Origin of the sequence: Cellulomonas sp. A375-1, assembly GCF_001040865.1 — a bacterium.
Taxonomy (GTDB): domain Bacteria; phylum Actinomycetota; class Actinomycetes; order Actinomycetales; family Cellulomonadaceae; genus Cellulomonas; species Cellulomonas gelida.
In genome coordinates, this window is sequence record NZ_LFKW01000018.1 from 12,924 (window position 1) to 32,974 (window position 20,051).

Consider the following 20,051-nt stretch of genomic DNA (forward strand, 5'->3'; position numbering starts at 1 on the left):
CGGTGCCCGCCTTCACGCCTGGCGAACGCACCGACGCGCGGCGGTTCGGCCCACCGGGCACCGCCTCTTCGATAGGGTGCCGCGCGTGCCAGGTGACGACGCCCGGACGACAGGCCGACGACGCGCGTCCCGCGCCGTCGGCCCCGCGCTGCTCGCGGTCGGCGCGATCCTCGCCGCGGTGCTCCCGGTGGGCGTCCAGGTGGGTGCAGCCCGGCCCGCCGCGGCCGCGGACGCCCCGGCCGCCGGCGCCCCGACCACGCCGTACGCGGTCCTGCCGCTCTTCCAGGAGGGCGTCGCGATCGGGCCCGACGGTGCGGTCGTCGCGGTCCCCGCCGGCACCCGGCCCGCGTTCCTCGACGGCACGCGCGTGCTCGACCCCGAGCTGACGAACTTCGGGGCGGTCCTGGACGGCGGCGAGGTGGAGCACGGCACCCGCGAGGCCCACCGGCTCGCGGACGCGCAGCTCGCGTGGCTCGCCGCGGGCTCGGTGCCGGGTGCGGGCGGTCCGTTCGAGGACCTGAGCCGGACCGCGCTGCTCGACCTGCACACGCTCCTGCTGCCGGGCGGCGCGATGGTCGCGGGCTGGGAGGACCGCTGGCGGTACGTGTGGCCGCGCGACGCGGCCTTCGTCGCGGTCGCGTTCGCACGCACCGGGCACGTCGACGACGCGCTCGAGGTGCTCGACTTCCTGACCCGCGCCCAGCACGACGACGGCGGCTTCGAGGCCCGCTACCTGCCCGACGGCTCGGGACCGCCCGACGACCGCACGGCGCAGACCGACGGCCAGGGCTGGGCCATGTGGGCCGCGGGGCTCGTGCTCGCTGAGCTGCCGCCCGGACCGGTGCGCACGGTCGTCGCCGCGCGCCTCGCGCCGCTCGTGGCCCGCGCGGTCGACGGCACGACGAGCCTGCTCACCACCACCGGTCTCCCGCCCGCCTCGCCCGACTACTGGGAGCGCGACGAGGACGAGCTCACCCTGGGCACCGTCGCGCCGCTCGTCGCAGGCCTCGAGCAGGCGGTGACGGTGCTGGCCGAGGCGGGCGACGTCGAGCGCGCCGAGCGCGCAGGGGCGAGCGCACTGACCGTGCGCACGGCGACGGTCGAGACGTTCGGCGCGGCCGGGTTCACGCGCTACGCCGACGGCGCCGACCACGACGCCGCCGCGGCGTTCGTCCTCGCACCGTTCTGGCAGCGACCGGCGACGGGCGGCCGCGCCGCCTGGCTCGCGTCCGCCGAGGCGATGCGACGCCCGGTCGGGCTGGCCCCCGCCGGTGAGTGGCGGCAGGACGGCGTCACGTGGACGCCGCAGACGTCGCTCTACGCCTGGGTCGCGGCAGAGCAGGGCGACCACGCACGCGCGCTCGCGCTGCTGAGCGCGATCGACTCGCACCGGACCCTGACCGGCTCCGTGCCCGAGAAGGTGCTCGCCGACGGCCGACCGGCCGCGGTCGCCCCGCTCACCTGGAGCGCGGCGTGCGCCCTGCTCGCCCTCGACGCGCTGGACCCCTAGGCCGCACGCGGCCCAGGAATCAGAGCGGGCGGACCTGGTCGGCCTGCGGGCCCTTGGCGCCCTGCCCGACCTCGAACTCGACCTGCTGCCCCTCGTCGAGGCTCCGGTACCCGTCGCTCTGGATCGCCGAGAAGTGCACGAACAGGTCGGCACCCCCCGCGTCCGGGGTGATGAACCCGTAGCCCTTCTCCGCGTTGAACCACTTCACCGTGCCCTGAGCCATGCCCGTGCTCCCTCGTACCGAATGACCTCGCGCCCCTGCACGAAGTGGCGCCGAGCCTAGTGGGAGCGCGCGAACCGACAACAGGGGTCGACGCGACGGCTGTGGACTACGGCGCGCCCGCCCCGAGGGCACTGATCGACCCTGGTCAGCCCGCCGCGGGGCGCCGGGGAACGATCAGGGCAGCGCCGAGACGAGGACGACGACGACTCCCGAGGGCGCCTGCGCCGGGTCGAGCTGCGCGGTGCTCAGGCCGAGCGTCGACGCGACGAGGTCGGCCGTGGCCCGGTCCTCCTCGGCCCCGTAGAACACGCTCGAGGCCGCGGGCTTGGTGCCCGTGAAGTTGTCGGGCTTGACGGACGTGAAGCCGGCAGCCGTGAGCTGCTCGCCGGCCTTCGCGGCCAGGCCCTGGATGCCCGCGGCGTTGTAGACCGTCACCGAGGTCGCCAGGTCCGGCTCGAGGGCCGGCGGCTCCTCGGTCGTCTCGTCCTGCCCGGGCTCCGTGGGCTCCGGCGACTCGCCGCCCGTCTCGTCGTCGGAGCCGCCGGGGGTCGCGGTCGCGGTCGCGGCGGGCGTGCCGTCGTCGTCACCGCCGCCGCCACCGACCAGGGGGAGGTCCCCGCCGCGCGTCGCGAACGTGACCGCGCCGTAGGCGAGGAGCGGAGCGAGGACGAGGACCAGCAGGAACGGCGACCAGCGGCTCCACGCCGAACGGGGCGCGCGGTGGACTCCGCGAGGGGCGGTGGGGTCCGCGGGCGCGTCGAACTCGTCGTCCGGGTAGGGGTAGTCGGCCTTACTCACGGCAGGAAGGCTATCCGCCCGAGCCGTGTGCGCGGGCACCGGCGTGTCGGACACGCTCGCGGCTGGCGCGCCCGGAGCGGACGATCAGGACGGTCCGGGCGTCCGACGACGGGCGCCGGGTCCGGTCGTGGCGTCGGCGTCAGGCCTCGACGCCCAGCCGCCGGGCGGTGCGGGCCCGCTGGCGCGACGAGCGCATGCGCCGCAGTCGCTTGACCAGCATCGGGTCGTGCGCGAGCGCCGCCGGGTCGTCGATCAGGGCGTTGAGGATCTGGTAGTAGCGCGTGGCGGACAGGTCGAACAGCTCACGGATCGCCTGCTCCTTGGCGCCCGCGTACTTCCACCACTGCCGCTCGAACGCGAGGATCGACGCGTCCCGCTCGCTCAGCTCGACACCTCCGTCACGCCCGGCAGGCGCGAGCGGGGTCGGCTGGAGCTGCGCGGTCGATGCGGTCGCTGCGTCCATGCGCGCCAGGATAGGCCCCGAACCACATCCGTGTCATTCGTCCGGCCCCACCTCACCCACCCGTCCCACCCGCGCGCTCGTCGGCCCACCCGCCCCGGACGACGTCGTCGGTCCGACGCGAGATCGGCACTCCGGACTCACGACCTCGCATGCCACTGCCGACCTCGCCGGTGCCGGGACCGGTGAGGGCAGTAGGGTCCCGGGCGTGGATGGTGGGCTGGAGGGGATCGTCGCCGACGACTGGGCGCGCGCGCTCGCGCCGGCGAGCGAGCACGTACGCGCGGCGGGCCGGTTCCTGCGCGACGAGGTCGCCGCGGGCCGCGAGTACCTGCCCGCTCCGGACGCCATCCTGCGGGCCTTCGCCCGCCCGCTCGCCGAGGTCCGCGTGCTCGTCGTCGGCCAGGACCCCTACCCCACGCCCGGCCACCCCATGGGCCTGTCCTTCTCCGTGCAGCCCGACGTGCGCCCGGTCCCGCGCTCGCTCGACAACATCTTCCGCGAGCTCGTCGCGGACCTCGGGGTGCCCCGCCCGACGACCGGGGACCTGTCCCCCTGGGCCGACCAGGGGGTCATGCTGCTCAACAGGGTCCTGACGGTGCGGCCCGGTGCACCCGCGTCGCACCGGGGCAAGGGCTGGGAGGCCGTCACGGGCCGCGCGATCGAGGCGCTCGTGGAGCGCGGCGGCCCGCTCGTCGCGATCCTGTGGGGACGCGACGCGCAGACCCTCAAGCCCGCGCTCGGTGACGTCCCGACCGTCGAGTCCGTGCACCCGAGCCCGCTGTCGGCCTCCCGCGGGTTCTTCGGCTCGCGCCCGTTCTCTCGCGTCAACGACCTGCTCGTCGGCCAGGGCGGCACCCCGGTGGACTGGCGCCTGCCGTAGTCAGCGCGAGCAGTCGCCAGGCTTGCGTGTCTCGTGAAGGTTGATCTCGATCTCGGTCTGACCCCAGCCCGCCCAGTCCTTGGCGGTGAAGGCCATGACGGGCAGCGCCGAGCAGTCGGTGGCGGTGAACTCGCCCGACGCCCCCGAGGTCGACCACTTCCAGTCAGCCGGCATCCCGGGCGCCTTCGAAAGGTCGACCGTGATCCGCAGCCGCTCCCCAGCGTTCGGGTTCACACCTTGCGGTCTCACCTGAACCCTGATGTCCGCTCCTCGCAGGCCGACTCCGGCGCCCTCGTCCCACGGCTTGGAGACTCTCAGGCCAAGCACGTCACAGGTTGCCTTCCCGCTCACCGAGCCGTCGGCGGCGAGCACGACGCAACCGAGGGCGTGAGTCGACCACGTGCCGAGGGAGACCGTCGTGGTGGCGTGGACGTCGTCGGTCCACGCCGCGGAGGTGCGGGCGGCGGAGTCCGCGGCCACGCGGGCGCCGGCGGCGGCGAGCACGGCGACGACGAGCACGGCCACCGCGGCGCGCGCCCGCCTCAGGGTCACGGTCATGAGGTTCCTCCCTGGACGACGACGTCGACCGCCCCGAGCGAGCGCCCGCTGCACGCGGCGGCGTTCGCCCCGGCGGGGACCGAGAAGGTCACGGTCGCGGTCGTCACGGCTGCCGCGGTCGCGCTGGACGGGCTCCCGGCGAGCTCGGCGGCCGGGAGCGGCGAGTAGGTGACGGCGACGCAGCCGTCGAGCAGCGTCGTCGGGTTGGTGGACGCCCAGGTGAGCGCGAGCGGGACGCTCGAGGCGTTCCAGAGGTGGACGGTGCGCTGGACGGGCTTGTCGGGCGTCAGGCCCGTCACGGCGGAGAGCCGGACGGCGGCGCCGGCGGTGTCGGCGGGCGACCAGTCAGCACCGTCCGACGAGCCGCGCAGGTCGACGAGCGCCGCGGACGCCTCGGCGACGCCGTACGCGTCGTCGGTCCAGGCGGCGCTCGTCGCGGCGGAGCCGAAGCCCACGAGCACGCCGCCGCCGAGCACGGCGGGCACGACGACCCGCCAGCGGGGGTGCCGGGGGCCGCGCCGGTGGTCGCGGGGCGGGGTGTCAGACACGGTCGGGGCTCCTCTCGGGTGTGGGGACGGACGGGAGCGGGTCGGGACGGAGCAGGACCGCCCCGGTCAGGGTGGTCGCGGCGGCGAGCCCGACGAGGGCACCGACCGCCCGCAGGTCGCGCGCCGGTGGCGACTCCTCGCGCAGGGCGAGGAGACCCGCGAGCGCCCCAGCGGCGCGCAGCTGCGGCGCGTCGGAGTCCGCGACGGCTCCCGGACCGTGCGCGTCGGGCGCCGCGCCAGGGCCGGGCGCGGGGCGGTCCACGTCCACCCGAAGGTCGTGCGCGCCCGCAGGGAGCACGTCGCCGACGAGCTCCCGCGTCACAGGTCGGCACTCTCCGGTGGACCGGCCGCAGAGCTCGACCGTCCACGTGAGGTCGTCGGGCCCGCTCGTCGTGACGACGACGTCCGTGACGCGCACGGGCGTCGGCACGCGCACGACGCGCAGGAGCGTCGAGGTCGTGCCCGTGGGCACCGCGTCCAGGGACAGCGCGAGCGACTCGTCGCGCTCGTACGGGGTCGGAGCTGCGGCGGCGGTCAGGACGGCGGCGAGGGCGCACGCCGCGGCGACGGTGAGGCTCACCGCGGCCGCGCGCGCCCGGCGCCGCCTCATCGTGGCACCGCCACGAGCCGGGGCGGCTCACCGCTCGCGTCCGACCCGTCGTGCAGGGACCGGCCACCCGACCGCTCGTCGTCGCCGTGCTCGTCGTCCCGGCGCTCGTCGTCCCGGCGCTCGTCGGTGGGGCGACGCGGCGGGGACGCGGGGAGCAGGCTGAGGCCGAGCAGGGACAGGAGCGCGACGCCCAAGGGCACCGCGACGGACGGCCGGGTCAGGGTCGTCAGGACCACGCCGCCGCCGCTGATCTGCCAGGCGGGCTGCCAGACGGTGTCGCCGACGACGTACACGCCGCCGTCGGGCGAGTCGTTGGCGTCGCCCTGCATGCGGATCTCCCACCGGCCGTCGGCGGCGGGCTCGATGCCGACGACACGGTGCGTGACGAGGTTCCGGGTGACCTCGGAGTAGATCGAGGCGACGTCGCCGACCTGCAGCTCGCTGGTCGGGCGGGGGCGGTCGATCAGCAGGTCACCGGTCATGATCCCCGGCTCCATGGAACCGGAGATGACGACGAGGGGCCGGATCCACCCTGCCTGCGTCGCGCCCCAGACGAGGACGCTGGCCAGCCCGAGGGCGGCGACGAGCCACAGCACGGCGTTGCCGAGCAGCTTGAGTGCGCGCATGACGACCTCCTAGGACGGCGCGGGTGGGGGTCAGGCCCGGTTGGCGATCGAGCCCTGGAACCCGATGACGACGTCGCCCTCGGTGCCGCCGAACACGTCGGCGTCGGCGGAGTCGGGCAGTGCGATGGTCACGTCGACCGAGGTCGCGGCGCTGCCGCTGGCGAGCGACGTCGGAGCTGACCCGAGGGTGACGGTCGCGCCGCCCGCCTCGAACAGGTCGCCCTCGGTCTCGAGGGTCGGCGGCGCGATCACGAGGTCGGACGTGCCCATGTTCTTGATCCAGACGGGCACGGTGATCGAGTCCCCCGCGGTGAGGTCCGCGAAGACCTCGGCGGGGATCACGACGACGTCGTCGCCGGTCCCGGGTGCGTCGTCGGCGGTGATGAAGTCGCCGTCCGCGGGCGTGCCGTCGGCGACGAACGCGCCGCGCAGGTCGATCGCGTCGTCCGGGTCGACGGCGCTCGCGCCGGCGCCGAACCACGCGTCGTCGGTCCAGCCGGCCGACGTCGCGGCCGCGCCGATGCCGAGGACCGCCGCACCCGCGAGCGAGAACTTGATGATCGCGGCGCGCTTGCGCTTGCGCTCGTCGCGCTCGGTGGTCTCGAGGCGAGCGTGAGTGGTCGTCGTGGTCATGGTGGGTTCCTCCCTCTGCTGCACGCGGGGGTGACGGCGGTCACCTAGTTGCGAATGGTATCACGTGCAGTAGAAGAATGACTTGGACGACTGTTCAAGATGTGGGTCGAGAGTCCCGATCTGGACAGGTGTCCACCGTTTCACCCGCTCCGCGGCATCCGAACGATGTGCCCCTTTCACGACCTGCGCACCATGCGCACCCTCTGCACCCAGGACGGGCACACCTCGCGCGGCACGCGGACGCCCGGCCCGACGCGCGGCACAATGGCGGACGTGCCCGAGCCAACCGTCCGCTGGAACCGTTACGTCGCCCTCGGTGACTCGTTCACCGAGGGCCTGTGGGACTCCCCCGACGGCGACGCCGGCCCCGCGACGCCCGACGTCCCGCTGCGGGGATGGGCCGACGTGCTGGCCGCACGCCTGTCCGAGCGACGCGTCGCAGCGGGCGAGGACCCCCTCGAGTACGCCAACCTCGCGATCCGCGGTCGCCTGCTGCGCCCGATCCTCGCCGACCAGGTCCCGGCCGCGATCGGCCTGCGCCCCGACCTGGTGAGCCTCGTCGGCGGAGGCAACGACATCCTGCGGCCCGCCGCGGACGTCGACCGGCTCGCGCGTCAGCTCGAGACCGCGGTCGTCCGGCTGCGCGCCGCGGGCATCGACGTGCTGCTGGGCACCGGCGTGGACACGGTCCACAGCGGGCTGATCCGCGCCACGCGCCCCCGCGTCGCGACGTACAACGCGCACATCTGGTCGATCGCGCGACGCCACGGCGCGCACGTCGTCGACCTGTGGGGCATGCGTTCGCTCCTCGACTGGCGCATGTGGGCCGACGACCGCATCCACCTCACCACCGAGGGGCACGCGCGCGTCGCTCAGGCCGCGCTCGTCGGGCTGGGCCTGGCACCCGACGACGAGCGCTGGGACGACCCGCTCGCGCCGCAGCCGCCCGCACCCCGCCTCGAGCAGCTGCGCGGCGACGCGCGGTGGGCGCGCGAGCACGTCTACCCGTGGGCGACCCGGCGCCTGCGCGGCCGCTCGTCGGGCGACACCCGCAGGCCCAAGCGCCCCGTACCCGAGCCGGTCGTCACGCAGGACGCAGCCGACGCAGGCGCACAGGACGCGGGCCGACGGGACTGAGTCCCCGGGCCGAGCACCCGCTCAGCTGCAGTCGAGGACCACCGTGCCGTAGGAGGCGCCGTTGCGCGTCCCGGCGATCTGGAACTGCGCGGGCGAGCCCGCGGAGATGCTGACCTGGCCGTGCCCGGGGTTGCCGGTCATGACCGCCACGGGCGTGGGCGTGCAGGTCGACGACCCGGCGACGAGCTGCGCGTCGCCGCCGCTGCCCTCAGACACCTTCTCGGGCACGAACGGGAACACCGCCGTGTCCGTGAACCGGATCGTCACGCGCCACCGGACCGCGGTGGTCGACGTCGTCGTGACCCGGATCCCGCGGTAGAACACGTTGAGCGGGTTGCCCCACTCCGAGCCGCCGGTCACGACGGCCTGGCACGGGGTCGCCAGCGGCGCGCCGCTCGGGGTGAACGTCTGGCAGGACAGCGCCGGGAGGCTCGGGGGCGTGAAGGTCCAGGTCGCGGGCACGGGCCAGCCGTCGAGCAGGACGAATGCCTTGCCGCCGGACGTGTCGGGAGGCGTGAACGCGGCGCCCGTGGCCGTGAGCGCACCGCTCGTCACGGCCGTCGCCGACGTCGACATGAACGTCTGCGTCCACGATGCGTCGGCGCCGGTCGCGACGCGCACGGCGCCCGTCGCGCACGTGCCGGAGATGCCCGACACGCGGACCTGCGTGTACTGGCCGTTGCTCGGCGTGCCCGTGGGCGTGACCGTGACGGGGCCGTTCGCGCAGCGCGCCTTGGTCGTCGCGTACGGACGCTGGGGTGCGCTGAGCGAGAGGTTCGCGGCGTGCGCGACGGTCGTCGTCACGAGCGCGAGGCTGAGCACGACGACGAGCGCCGCGGCGACCCGGCGGCGCAGACGTGCCCGCCCAGCGGCGGCGCGGGACACGGTCGTCATGCCGATGGCTCGAGCTCGGGGGCCCGGTCCGGGGCGCGACCGCGATCGCCGCCCAGCAGGTCCCAGCCCTCGTCAGGGCTCTGCTCGTGAGGGCTCAGCTCGTGAGGGCTCAGCTCGTCAGGGGACAGCGTGTCGGGGCGCTGCTCGTCGGACGGCCCGTCGTCGGACGGGAGCTCGTCGCGGTCGTCGTCGTCGAGGTCGTCGTCGGACTCGTCCTTCGACGGCCAGACCAGCATCGCGAGCGCGAGCGCGATCATGGCGATCCACACCCACGCGTTCGAGAACGTCTGGAAGACGAGCCCGACCTTGGGGATGTGCACCCGCGCGACGCCGAGGACCTCGTCGCCGGCCGGCTCGAACGGGTCCAGGAACTCGTTGTTGTCACCCTGCATGACCCAGCCGTCGGCGGTCCCGCCGACGACCCGGTGGATGATGCGGCTGTTGCCCGCGACCTCGTCGGGCGCGTAGACGATCACGTCGCCGACCGCGGGCTGCCCGCAGCGCGCGACCACGATGTCGCCCGTGACGTACGTGGGCTCCATGGAGTGGCCCGAGACGAGCGTCAGGGTGGTGCAGCCGCCGAGGCTCGTCGGCCAGATGAACCAGGCGATGACCGCGACCGCCACGTAGAACAGGACCGACGGGAGCGCGCGTAGCGCCCGACGCGCGAGGGGCGCGTCGGGCGCTACGAGCTCTGGCCGGTCCAGCACGTCAGCCCGGAGGTCAGCTGTAGATGGTGAGCGCGAACTGGGCGATGGTGTCGGGGGCGACACCCGTCGGCAGCGCGACCGTGAGCGAGCCACCGGCGGCACCGACGGACGGGGCCGAGGCCGGCGTGAACTTGACCCAGTCACCGGACGCCAGCTTGTAGGCGGCCTCGTACTTCTTGGTGGCGCACGCGGCGTCGACGCCGGAGAAGGTCACGTTCGCGACCTTCCAGGGCGCCGTGACGGTGCCGTCGAACGTCGGCGTCGCGAAGGACGTCGTGATGGGGGTGGCCGCGGGCTGGCAGCTCGCGTTGACCGCGACGGTGCCCGTCTGGAAGTTGCCGCTCCAGCTGAGGTTCAGCTGCGACGCGGACGCGAGCGACAGGCCCGCGACGCCGACGATCGCCAGACCGACGGCCATGACCTTGCGGCGGTTGTTCTTCTTGCTCATGGGGGACTCCTCGACGAAGATCGCAACCCTCGCTCCGAGGGCCAGCTCGCTGTGGTCCGTGGGGGGCGGGCCGGTAGCGAACATAGGAGTCATCGGAAACGGGGTGTCCGACGGGCTGGGTGCTGCCACCCACCCCGTCCGAAATGCCGAGGTGATTCACCCGACAGTGGTCACCCGAAGATCTGGACGAGTGTCCGAAATCGGACTTCACCTGCGACGATGCAGTGCGAGCCGGGCCGCGGCGGACGCGTCGCGCCGGCGGCCGGCTAGAGGGGCAGGCGGGCCTCGAGTCGCACCCCGCGGGGCCGCAGCGGGGCGAGCGTCACCGTTCCCCGGACGAGGTGCAGCCGGCTCGCCAGACGCGCCGTGCCGCCGTCCGGGTCGGCGTGCGACGGGTCGAGGGGCTGGCCGTCGTTCTCCACCGAGACGACGAGCGCACCGTCCTGCACGTCGAGCTCGACGACGATCCGCGACGCCGGCCCGAACTTGAGCGCGTTGGTCACGCCCTCCTCCACCACGCGCACCGCGAGGAGGCGCTGCGCGGTCGTCAGCGAGCCGCGCTCGGGGTCGTCGATCTCGCGCACCGGGGGCGCGACGACGATCTTCGTCGCGATCGTCATCGGCAGGCGCCCGACGAGCGCGCGCACGGCCGGGACCACGCCGAGCTCGAGCCGCTCCGGGTACAGCAGCCGGCTCATCTGCCGCACGTCCAGCTCGCGCACCACGTCGAGCTCGCGCCGCGCCCACTCCAGCGACGCGACGTCGTCAGGGTGGTCACCGCGCGCCCGGATGCGGTCGATCACCTCGACCAGGTGCGCGTTGACGATGACGAGCTTGCCCTGCAGCGTGCCGTGCAGACCCTCGGCGACCTCGCGCCGGACCCTGACCTCCTCGGCCTCGAGCGCCTCGAGCACGTGCTCGACCTCGACCGCCTCACGCTCGGCCCGGCGCAGCTCGGCGCGAACCCTGCGGCGCGAGAGCAGCCCCCACATGCCGATGCCCGACGAGATGCCCGCGATGATCAGGCCCGCCGAGAACTCCGCCTCGATCGTCAACCCGTCGGGCTCGTCGTACACCCCCAGCGCGAGCTGCACGAACACCCGGCACACGGCCGCGATCGTCGACGCCACGACGGCGCCCGCGAACAGCTGGGGTGCGGTCGGCCACCGGTAGACCCGCAGCGCCCCGAGGGCGACGAGCAGCACGACGACGGCGGCGACGTTGGCGGCGATCCTCGACCAGACGCTCACCTCGGCCCAGTCGGGCACGTACCGGGAGTAGATGTAGGCGGCCTGCATCGAGGCGCCCAGCCCGTAGCCGAGCGCGACGATGCCGGTCAGCCGCAGCAGCAGCCGACGGTTCTGGGCGTCGTCGCCGGGGCGCACGACCTCGCGCGTCACGTCGCTCATCGTCGCTCCCGCCCGACCCGCTGTGGTCCTTGCCCGCTTCCCGGGCCGTCGCAGACGATACTGAACCCGATGAGCACTCTTGACCCGGACGTGATCCGAGTGGCGGTCGTCGAGGACCAGCCACTCTTTCGCTCCATGCTCGAGCGCACCCTGGGCCAGACGGCCGGGCTCCAGGTGGTCGTGTCCGTCGGGACCGTGAGCGACGCGCGACGTGCGCTGCGTCCCGGCGCCGCGCACGTCGCGATCCTCGACATCGACCTGCCCGACGGCAACGGCATCGCCCTCGGCGTGACGCTGCGCCGTCAGCAGCCCGAGCTCGGCATCCTCCTGCTGTCCGCGCACGACGCGATGGACCTGCTGCTCGACCTGCCCGCGGACGTCGCCGAGGGCTGGGGCTACCTGTCCAAGAACAGCTCGACGAGCGAGGACCTGCTGGTCTCCGCGGTCCGCTCGGCGGCCGTGCGCCAGACCGTGCTCGACCCCGAGCTGCTCGCGCGCATCACGCCGCGCGCCGGCTCGGACGTCGCCCAGCTCACGCACCGCCAGTACGAGGTGCTGCGACTGCTGGCCGCGGGACTGTCGAACGCCGGCATCGGCGAGAAGCTCGGCATCACCGAGAAGTCCGTGCAGAACCACGTCAACGCGCTCTACGCGACGCTCGGCATCGACGCCGACCCGTCCCGCAACCCCCGCGTCAGCGCCGCCCTGCGCCTCCTGGAGGAGACCGGGCCGGGCCTCTGAGCACCGGTAGGCTGAGCGCCGACCCGCCTCCTTAGCTCAGCTGGCCAGAGCACCTGTCTTGTAAACAGGGGGTCATCGGTTCGAATCCGATAGGGGGCTCCCCAGCCGCCGCGTGCAGATCGCGGCGGACGACGAACGGGCCCGGTCCGGAGCCGCTCCGCAGAGCGACCCGGACCGGGCCCGTTCGTCGTGCTGGTGGTCAGCCCTTGGCGGCGAGCGCGGCCTCGACGGCCTCCTTCAGCGGACCCTGCTGGTAGAGCAGGCCGTTGTCACCCTCGGCGCCCGGCCAGTCCTGGCCGTCGATCGTGACGGTCGGCGTGCCGACCTTGCCGCGGTCCAGCTGCATCTGGTGCGTCGCAGCCGAGACCCACGGCGCGAAGGTGCGCCACTCGCCCGTGCGCTCCTCGGCGGGCTCGCCCACCTCGTACGTGCCCTCGACCGTGTCCGTGAACGTGTCCGCGACGTCCTGCGGGACGCCGACCCCGACGGCCAGCTCCGCGATCTCGTCGTCGGTCGGACCCGTCGTGCCCTCCTTGGGCTGGGCCGAGAACAGCGCCGTGACGAACGCGGTGAACTTCTCGGGTGCCTTGTCGGCGACGATCGCGGCGGCGTTGGCGGCGCGCGTCGAGTACGACGTGCCCTTCGACTGCGAGTCGAGGAAGGAGATCGGGCGGTACTCGATGGTCACGCCGTCCTCGGCGGCCAGCGCCTCGAGGTCCGCCGAGTTCGCGGCGTCGAACATGCCGCAGTAGGGGCACATGAAGTCGAAGTAGATCGTCACGTTGACGTCGTCGGGCGAGGTCTTGCCCACGCCCGCGGCGCTGACGGGGATGCCGCCCTTGTCGTTCGCGGTGGCGGGCGCGGTCACGTCCGCGAGCAGCGGGGCCACGACCTGCGCCGACGAACCGCCGTACACGACCGTGCCGTAGCGCGCCTCACGGTCGGCGTTGCCGCGGATCGTGATCGCGACGACCACCGCGACCGCGGCGACGACCAGCAGGAGCAGGCTCGCGCTGAGGATCTTGGTCCGCTTGGCCTTGCGCTCCTGCTGCTGCCGCATCTGCAGCGCCTTGGCGCGGGCCTCGTCGCGCCGCTGCGACTTGGTCGGCTTGGGGTCGTTCGTGGGCACGGTCTCTCCTCGGTCGTGGACGACAGCCCACAGGGTACGGGGCGTTCCCGTGCGTCGGGAGCCGCCCAGGTCAGGGGATCGTCGGGACCGGCGCGGGAGCCCACACGATGCCCGCCCCGTTGGAGACGAGCGCCGCGATCACCGCCGCCGCCACGAGGCACACCGCGACCATCACGAGGGCGCCGAGCCGGCCCGGCGCGACGACCGCGAGCGCCCTGCGGGCCCCCGTGCGCGTCATGCCCGACGCCGGCCCCCACCACGCCACGACCAGCCAGAGCATGACGAGCGCGGCGACGACCATCGCCGCGGCCGTGCCGTCGACCTCGTCGCCCGCGTCCAGGTCACCGATCGTCCACGTCCCGTTGTCCACCAGCCACGCGACGGCCCCGCCCGCGAGCAGGGTCGCGCACGACGCGACGACGAACGACGGGACGAGCCCGACGACCGCGCGCACCAGGTACCACGGCGTCGCCGCGAGCGTGCGCGGGACGTCGCTCGCGCGCACGCCGCGCACCTCGCGCCGCCCGTGCATCGCCTCGACCGCCGTCCCGTACGTCCGCACGAGCAGCAGCAGCACGACGAGCACGACGAGCACGACCACGGGCGCCAGCGCGGCGGCCGTCGCGACGACCGCGGCCGCCGCGAGCAACGAGCCCCAGCGGCGCACCGCCGGCGGGCGCTCGTAGCCCGACCCCTCCGGCACGACCTCGGACGCGTCGAGGTCGTCCTCGATCCACTCGACGCCCGTCTCGTCGACCCACTCGGTGTCGCCGTCGCCGTCGAACGCGTCGGGCTCGTCGTCGTACCGGCCCGGGCGGCGGAACCCGTCCGGCGCGAGGCGCTGGCCCTGCAGGTCGGCGGGGTCGAGGTCGAAGTCCTCGACGTCGGGGTTGTCGAGGTCGTCGTCGTACGCGCGCTCGTCGAAGTCGGCGCCCGCACCGGCGGGCAGCACCGTCGTCGCACCCGCACCCGCGCCCGCGGGCATCACGCGGGTCGCGCCGTCGTGCACGCCTTGGGCCGGCAGGACGCGCGTGGGGTCCGGCTTCGCGGTCGGGTTCGGGATGACGGTCGTCGCGGCCAGCGCGAGCGAGCGCTCGTCGTCGTCGTCGTGGTCGTCGTCCTCGTGCTCGTCGTCGTGGTCGTCGTCGTCGTGGTCGTCTTCGTCGCGGCCGTCATCCTCGAGGTCGTCCTGGCTGACCTGCGTCGTGGCGATCCCGTCGACGTCGTCGTCCTCGTCGCCGGCGCCGGCGTCCGCCTCCTCGTCGGCGGCGGCGTCCGCCTCCTCGTCGGCGGCGGCGTCCGCGTCCTCGTCGGCGCTCTCGCCGTCAGCGTCGTCGTGCTGGTCGGCGTCCTCGTCGACGTCGTCGTCACCCATGGCAACGGCTGCCGCGGCGTCGCCGTCCGCGTCGCCCTCGTCGAGCGCGTCCTCGTCGCCGTCCAGGTCGTCGTCCACGGGGTAGGCGACCGTGTGCGCCGCCGCGACGGGCCCGTCGAGCGGGTCGCCGTCCACCGCCACCACTGCGAGCGCGGCGATCAGGTCGTCACCGTCGAGGCGACTGTCGGGGTCGGGGTCGAGCGCGCGGCGCAGGGCGTCTGCCGTGAGCGGGCCCAGGCCGTCGACGTCCACCTCGCCGGCGCTCGCACGAGCCAGGACCGCCTGGAGCGGGCGTACGCCGAACGGCGGTCGGCCCGTCGCCGCGAACGCGATCACCGCGGCAAGGCCCCACAGGTCGGTCGCGGGGGACGGCTCGGCACCGCCCAGCAGCTCGGGCGCGAGGTAGCCGGGCGTGCCGACGACAAGCCCCGCCGACGTGATCTGGGCGGCGTCGTCGCCCGCGGCCTGCGCGATGCCGAAGTCGATGAGGACCGGGCCGTCGGACGTGACGAGCACGTTCGTGGGCTTGAGGTCGCGGTGCACGACGCCCGCCGCGTGCACGGCCGCGAGCGCGTCGAACAGGCCCGCCGCGAGCTCGTGCAGCTCGGTGAGCGCCAACGGGCCGCTCGCCCTGACGTGCTCCTCGAGGTTCGGGCCGGCGACGAGCTCGGTGACGATGAACGCCTCGGTCGAGTCCGCCTCCGCGTCCAGCACCGCGGCCACCGCCTTGTGCCGCAGGCGCTGCAGCGCGAGGACCTCGCGGCGCAGGCGGTCTCGCCCCTCGGCGTCCGCGCCGATCTGCGGGTGCAGGAGCTTCAGGGCCACGGCGGTGCCGCCGTCGTCGACCGCGCGGTAGACCGTCCCCATGCCCCCGGAACCCAGGGGCGCGACGATCGTGTACCCACCGATCTGCGACCCCGGTGCCAGGCCGATCCGTTCCATGCCTGGTCACGGTAGGCGGCGGCGCGCGGGCGCGCGAACAGGCGCGCGGACCTGGCCGGCCCGCGAGCGCGTCCGGACTGTGGCCAGGTCTGGTGCGGCGCGTCCGGTTCGCATAGAATCGAACACGTGTTCGACTCCATGACCTCCGTGCCGACGGGCAGCGCGCTGACGCGCCGTCGCGGCGCGCCGTCGTCGTCAGGCGAGAGCTCCGTCGTGTCGGACGGTGCCGCCGTGGTGCTCGACGAGGGCGCCGCGGTGTTCGACGAGGGCGCCGGGGTGCTGGCGTCGTTGCAGGACGTCGCCCACGCGCTGCGCACGCTGGCGGTGCAGGTGAGCGGCGCGCAAGCGTGGACCGGGGCGACGCGTGCATCGGCGATCCGGGTGCTGGACGGGTTGGCCGGTCTGGTCACGGCGGTGCGCGGGCCGGTGCTGGTCGCGCAGCACGCCGCGGCGGCCGCGGCGGGTGCCGAACGGTCGTTCGTGGACACGCGCGCCCGGCTGACCGGGACGACGAGGTTCACCGCCGCGCGCCAGGTCGACTCGGCCCGGGCGATGCAGGCCCTCCCTGACGTCGGGCAGGCCGTGCTGGACCAGGCCATGCCCACGGGTCATCTGGACGTCCTGGGGCGCACCCTGGCCGAGGCAGGCCCGCAGGTCACCGCGATCCTGACCCGCCCCGAGACGCAGCGGCGCCTGGTCGACCTCGCCCGGCACAGCGACCCGCGTGAGTTCTCCCGCTCGGTGGCCGCGCTGGTCGCAGCGCACGACCCCGACGCGCTGGCGGACACCCGCGAAGCTGCGCGCCGCGCGCGCTACCTGACCATGACCCACACCCCCGAGGGGACGTTCCTCAAGGGGCGGCTCGACCCCCTGTCCGGGCAGGCCCTGGCTCGCGCGCTCGACGCCACCGGCCACCGCGCCGACCCCGACCGCACCGCCGACCAGGCGCGCGCCGACGCCTTGACCGCGCTGGCCCATCACACCCTGACCGCGGGTCACCGCCCGGAGCCCGGCTGCGGCACAAGCTCCGGTGCGTCCGCTGACGAGCAGGCGTCCCCTGCCGATCGCGCGCGCGACGCCGCCCAGCCCGACGGTGCCGTGAGCGCACCGGCCGCACAGGTGAACCTGCTCGTCCCGGCCGAGACCTGGCTGGAGATCCGCGAGCACCGGCGAGCCCGTCGCGCCGTGACCGACGCGCCCACGCTCGATGCCTCGCCCACCGGCGGCGCGCGCAGGCTCGTGCTGCCGGCGGTGAGCGACGACGGGATCGTGCTGACCCGGACCGAGCTGGCCACCGCGCTGTGCGATTGCACGATGACGCGGGTCGTCATGGACGCGCAGGGGCTGCCGCTGGACGTCGGACGCGCTCGCCGCATGTTCACCCCGGCCCAACGGACGGCGGTCATCGCCCGCGACCGGCAGTGCGCCTGGAACGGCTGCTCCACCACCGCCCGCCACAGCCAGGTCCATCACATCCGCTGGTGGCACCGTGACGCGGGTCGCTCGGACCTGGCCAACGCCGTGCTCCTGTGCGGTTTCCACCACCACGAGGTCCACCGGCTCGACCTCGACATCCACCGACTCCGCCCGCCCTCGCCGGAGCCCGGGCGGCACCGCCCGGGGACCGTGCGAACCGGGCGCGGTGCCGACGAGGTTGCCGAGAGACGTGATCAGGCGGGCGGCGCAGTCGCGCTCGCCGTGCTCGCGGGGCCGTCGCGGTACGAGTTCCGCGACCAGCGAGGAGTCCTCGTCAACGGCCCGGAACCGTGACGCCTCGGCGTCCGGCCGCGAGGTCCGTCGCCGCAGGACGCGACACCCACGACGTGCCGCCGCGGCCGTGCGCGCGCAGGCCGACGAGACGCCCGGACGAGACCCGGCAAGCGTGCAATTCGGACGTTCGGGCAGCGCGGTGGAGGGCCCGCGACTAAGGTCAAGAATCAGTCAATCCCGGGAGTAGTAGTGCCTGCCGTGCCGCAAGACGGCTACGACCTCGTCGTCGTCGCCAACCGCCTGCCCGTCGACGTGAGCCTGGACGAGAAGGGGAAGCCCACCTGGACCCGCTCGCCCGGAGGGCTGGTGACGGCTCTCGCGCCGGTGATGGCCCAGGCTGACGGTGCGTGGGTCGGCTGGGGCGGGGCGCCCGACCTCGAGCTCGAGCCGTTCGAGGTCGACGGCACGCAGCTCGTGCCGGTGACGCTGTCGGACGCCGACATCGAGCTCTACTACGAGGGCTTCTCGAACGACACCCTCTGGCCGCTGTACCACGACGTGATCGCCCCGCCCGCGTTCCACCGGCAGTGGTGGGACGCCTACCGGCGGGTCAACCAGCGCTTCGCCGAGGCCGCCGCTGCGCAGGCCGCGCAGGGTGCGACCGTGTGGGTGCACGACTACCAGCTGCAGCTGGTCCCCCAGCTCCTGCGCGCGCTGCGGCCGGACCTGCGGATCGGCTACTTCCACCACATCCCGTTCCCCCCGCTGGAGATCTTCGCCCAGCTGCCGTGGCGCAAGGCGGTCGTGGAGGGTCTGCTCGGGGCCGACCTCATCGGCTTCCAGCGTGGCGGCGACGCGGCGAACTTCGTGCGCGTCGTGCGCCGGCTGACCGACCTGACCACGCGCGGGCAGGTCATCACGCTCAACGACGCGCACGGCCGCGTCACCCGCCACGTCCGCGCGGCGGCGTTCCCGATCTCGATCGACTCCCGGGCGTTCGACGAGCTGGCCCGCACCGACGAGGTGCAGCTGCGCGCCAAGGAGATCCGCCGCGAGCTCGGCGACCCGAAGACCCTGCTGCTGGGCGTCGACCGCCTCGACTACACCAAGGGCATCCGGCACCGCATCAAGGCGTACGGGGAGCTCCTCGAGGACGGCCGCCTGTCCCCCAGCGACACGACGCTCGTCCAGGTCGCCTCCCCCAGCCGCGAGAACGTGGGCGCCTACGCGCAGCTGCGCGACGAGGTCGAGCTGCTGGTCGGGCGGATCAACGGCGACTACGGGCAGGTCGGGCACGCGCCCGTGCAGTACCTGCACCAGTCGTTCCCCATGGAGGAGATGGCCGCGCTGTACCTCGCGGCCGACGTCATGCTCGTCACCGCGCTGCGCGACGGCATGAACCTGGTCGCCAAGGAGTACGTCGCGGCACGGTCGGACGACCGTGGCGCGCTGGTGCTGAGCGAGTTCACGGGCGCCGCCGACGAGCTCACCGGCGCGATCCTCGTGAACCCGCACGACATCGACGGCATGAAGGACGCCATCACGTACGCCGCGCACCTCGACCCGCGCGAGGCCCGCAAGCGCATGCGCCGCCTGCGCCGCCGCGTGCTCGGGCACGACGTCAACGCCTGGTCGCAGGAGTTCCTCGCGGTCCTCACCGCGGTCCCCCAGCGGAGCACGCATGTCTGAGTCCCCGCAGCATCCTGAGCACCCACGTCCGGCTCCTCGGTCGGTGCGTGCCGCCACCTCCGCGTCGGGGTCCGTGTCGGCGTCGGCGGTCGACGTGCGGTCGACGCTCGAAGGGCTCGCGCACGACGGGACCGCGCGGCCGCTGCTCGTCGCGCTGGACTTCGACGGCACTCTCGCGCCGCTGCAGGACGACCCGTCGCTCTCGCGGATGCTGCCCGACGCCGTCGCGCCCTTGCGCACGCTCGTCGAGGCGCCCGGCGTGTCGCTCGCGCTCGTGTCCGGGCGTGCGCTGCACGACCTCCACGCGCTCGCCGAGGTCCCGGTCGGGACGTACCTGATCGGGTCGCACGGCGCCGAACGGGCGCGCGTGATGCGCCACGGTCTGGACCGCGACGTCGTGCAGCTCACCGACGAGCAGGCGGACCGCCTCGCGACTCTCGGCGCGCGCGCCGCCGAGATCGCGCGCGGACGCGACGGGGTCTGGGTCGAGTCCAAGCCCACCGCCGTCGTCGTGCACACCCGCCTGGCCGAGCACGACGACGCGCGGGACGCCGAGTCGAAAGCTCTGGCACTCGGCGACGAGCTCGGCTCTGGCGTGCTGCACGGCAAGGACGTCGTCGAGATCTCGGTGCTGCGTGCCAGCAAGGGCGAGGCGCTGCGCGCGCTGCGCGACGAGCTCGGCGCGCGAGTCGTCGTCTACGCGGGCGACGACGTGACCGACGAGCACGCGTTCGCGGCGCTCACCGAGCACGACGTCACCATCAAGGTCGGCGCAGGCGACACCGTTGCGCGCCTGCGCGCCGCCGACCCGCACGAGTTGGTCGACGCGCTCGTCGCCCTCGCCGCCGCTCTCCCCACCTGATGCCGGCCCGCCCTCCAGACCTGCCGGCCCGACCCCGGCCGGGACACCCCACCCGCACCACCTGCGCGAGTCCACCCGAGATGGGTCTGCCTGCCTGAGCCCGACTGCCGAGCCGGGCGACCGAGCACGGGAGCGCCCACCGCCCGCTCCAGACCG

Annotated in this window: 21 protein-coding genes and 1 tRNA gene; 8 read left to right on the forward strand and 14 right to left on the reverse strand. The window is 74.3% G+C overall.

From position 1 onward, the window contains the following. The first annotated feature begins 85 nt into the window (after window positions 1-85). A complete protein-coding gene (locus tag CWIS_RS01855) occupies window positions 86-1,510 on the forward strand; it encodes a glycoside hydrolase family 15 (protein WP_231583630.1) in 1,425 nt (474 codons plus the stop codon). 19 nt (window positions 1,511-1,529) lie between these two features. Here the strand turns inward: CWIS_RS01855 and CWIS_RS01860 are convergent, their stop codons facing one another. The 3 genes from CWIS_RS01860 to CWIS_RS01870 form a co-directional block, all read right to left on the reverse strand. Continuing rightward, complete coding sequence (locus CWIS_RS01860) at window positions 1,530-1,733, reverse strand: cold-shock protein (protein ID WP_048341533.1); 204 nt, start codon at window positions 1,731-1,733, stop codon at window positions 1,530-1,532. 174 nt (window positions 1,734-1,907) lie between these two features. Then, window positions 1,908-2,531 (reverse strand): LytR C-terminal domain-containing protein, encoded by a 624-nt coding sequence (locus tag CWIS_RS01865; protein WP_053071497.1) that lies wholly within the window; start codon window positions 2,529-2,531, stop codon window positions 1,908-1,910. A 139-nt stretch (window positions 2,532-2,670) separates the two neighbouring features. Continuing rightward, window positions 2,671-2,994 carry a DUF3263 domain-containing protein gene (locus tag CWIS_RS01870; RefSeq protein WP_048341534.1) on the reverse strand — a complete coding sequence of 108 codons (324 nt, stop codon included), beginning with the start codon at window positions 2,992-2,994 and terminating at the stop codon, window positions 2,671-2,673. A gap of 205 nt (window positions 2,995-3,199) precedes the next feature. Here CWIS_RS01870 and CWIS_RS01875 point away from each other — a divergent pair, with 205 nt between their 5' ends. Then, window positions 3,200-3,874 (forward strand): uracil-DNA glycosylase, encoded by a 675-nt coding sequence (locus tag CWIS_RS01875; RefSeq protein ID WP_048341535.1) that lies wholly within the window; start codon window positions 3,200-3,202, stop codon window positions 3,872-3,874. Here CWIS_RS01875 and CWIS_RS01880 read toward each other — a convergent pair whose 3' ends face one another. The 5 genes from CWIS_RS01880 to CWIS_RS17375 are packed head-to-tail and all read right to left on the reverse strand — an operon-like array spanning window position 3,875 to window position 6,849. Continuing rightward, complete coding sequence (locus CWIS_RS01880; RefSeq protein WP_048341536.1) at window positions 3,875-4,432, reverse strand: hypothetical protein; 558 nt, start codon at window positions 4,430-4,432, stop codon at window positions 3,875-3,877. After that, complete coding sequence (locus tag CWIS_RS17370) at window positions 4,429-4,980, reverse strand: hypothetical protein (protein ID WP_156186511.1); 552 nt, start codon at window positions 4,978-4,980, stop codon at window positions 4,429-4,431. Before CWIS_RS17370 ends, CWIS_RS01880 begins: the two co-directional genes overlap by 4 nt. Then, window positions 4,973-5,590 carry a hypothetical protein gene (locus CWIS_RS01890; RefSeq protein ID WP_156186512.1) on the reverse strand — a complete coding sequence of 206 codons (618 nt, stop codon included), beginning with the start codon at window positions 5,588-5,590 and terminating at the stop codon, window positions 4,973-4,975. The genes CWIS_RS17370 and CWIS_RS01890 overlap by 8 nt, the downstream gene beginning before the upstream one ends. After that, entirely contained in the window at window positions 5,587-6,216 is a 630-nt protein-coding gene (locus CWIS_RS01895) for a signal peptidase I (RefSeq protein WP_082156144.1), read from the reverse strand. Before CWIS_RS01895 ends, CWIS_RS01890 begins: the two co-directional genes overlap by 4 nt. A gap of 30 nt (window positions 6,217-6,246) precedes the next feature. Further along, entirely contained in the window at window positions 6,247-6,849 is a 603-nt protein-coding gene (locus tag CWIS_RS17375) for a hypothetical protein (protein ID WP_053071499.1), read from the reverse strand. A 264-nt stretch (window positions 6,850-7,113) separates the two neighbouring features. Between CWIS_RS17375 and CWIS_RS01905 the strand changes: the two genes are divergently transcribed. Beyond that, the gene (locus CWIS_RS01905) at window positions 7,114-7,986 is read left to right on the forward strand and encodes an SGNH/GDSL hydrolase family protein (protein WP_048341588.1); all 873 of its coding nucleotides are present in this window, start codon (window positions 7,114-7,116) and stop codon (window positions 7,984-7,986) included. 21 nt (window positions 7,987-8,007) lie between these two features. Here CWIS_RS01905 and CWIS_RS01910 read toward each other — a convergent pair whose 3' ends face one another. From CWIS_RS01910 to CWIS_RS01925, 4 genes are all read right to left on the reverse strand, one after another. Then, window positions 8,008-8,880, reverse strand: a complete 873-nt coding sequence (locus CWIS_RS01910; RefSeq protein WP_048341538.1) for a hypothetical protein — start codon at window positions 8,878-8,880, stop codon at window positions 8,008-8,010. After that, a complete protein-coding gene (locus CWIS_RS17380) occupies window positions 8,877-9,590 on the reverse strand; it encodes a signal peptidase I (protein ID WP_053071500.1) in 714 nt (237 codons plus the stop codon). The genes CWIS_RS01910 and CWIS_RS17380 overlap by 4 nt, the downstream gene beginning before the upstream one ends. 13 nt (window positions 9,591-9,603) lie before the next feature. Further along, window positions 9,604-10,038: a hypothetical protein gene (locus CWIS_RS18575; protein ID WP_048341539.1), complete on the reverse strand. Its 435-nt coding sequence runs from the start codon at window positions 10,036-10,038 to the stop codon at window positions 9,604-9,606. Between the two features lie 266 nt (window positions 10,039-10,304). Beyond that, entirely contained in the window at window positions 10,305-11,447 is a 1,143-nt protein-coding gene (locus CWIS_RS01925) for a sensor histidine kinase (RefSeq protein WP_048341540.1), read from the reverse strand. Window positions 11,448-11,516: 69 nt separating this feature from the next. Here CWIS_RS01925 and CWIS_RS01930 point away from each other — a divergent pair, with 69 nt between their 5' ends. Both CWIS_RS01930 and CWIS_RS01935 read left to right on the forward strand, forming a co-directional pair. Further along, window positions 11,517-12,188 carry a response regulator transcription factor gene (locus tag CWIS_RS01930; protein WP_048341541.1) on the forward strand — a complete coding sequence of 224 codons (672 nt, stop codon included), beginning with the start codon at window positions 11,517-11,519 and terminating at the stop codon, window positions 12,186-12,188. Between the two features lie 25 nt (window positions 12,189-12,213). Then, window positions 12,214-12,287: transfer RNA gene (locus CWIS_RS01935), tRNA-Thr, on the forward strand. A gap of 100 nt (window positions 12,288-12,387) precedes the next feature. On the opposite strand, the gene CWIS_RS01940 is transcribed toward CWIS_RS01935, so the two are convergent. After that, window positions 12,388-13,317 (reverse strand): DsbA family protein, encoded by a 930-nt coding sequence (locus CWIS_RS01940; RefSeq protein WP_048341542.1) that lies wholly within the window; start codon window positions 13,315-13,317, stop codon window positions 12,388-12,390. A 70-nt stretch (window positions 13,318-13,387) separates the two neighbouring features. Next, the gene (locus CWIS_RS19175; RefSeq protein WP_231583631.1) at window positions 13,388-15,634 is read right to left on the reverse strand and encodes a serine/threonine-protein kinase; all 2,247 of its coding nucleotides are present in this window, start codon (window positions 15,632-15,634) and stop codon (window positions 13,388-13,390) included. A gap of 126 nt (window positions 15,635-15,760) precedes the next feature. Here CWIS_RS19175 and CWIS_RS01955 point away from each other — a divergent pair, with 126 nt between their 5' ends. From CWIS_RS01955 to otsB, 3 genes are all read left to right on the forward strand, one after another. Then, the gene (locus CWIS_RS01955) at window positions 15,761-17,404 is read left to right on the forward strand and encodes an HNH endonuclease signature motif containing protein (RefSeq protein ID WP_048341543.1); all 1,644 of its coding nucleotides are present in this window, start codon (window positions 15,761-15,763) and stop codon (window positions 17,402-17,404) included. 189 nt (window positions 17,405-17,593) lie between these two features. Next, on the forward strand, window positions 17,594-19,033 hold the full coding sequence (locus tag CWIS_RS01960) for a trehalose-6-phosphate synthase (protein ID WP_048341544.1): 1,440 nt from the start codon (window positions 17,594-17,596) through the stop codon (window positions 19,031-19,033). Between the two features lie 43 nt (window positions 19,034-19,076). After that, entirely contained in the window at window positions 19,077-19,895 is an 819-nt protein-coding gene (gene otsB, locus CWIS_RS01965) for a trehalose-phosphatase (protein WP_231583632.1), read from the forward strand. The last annotated feature ends 156 nt before the right edge of the window (window positions 19,896-20,051 follow it).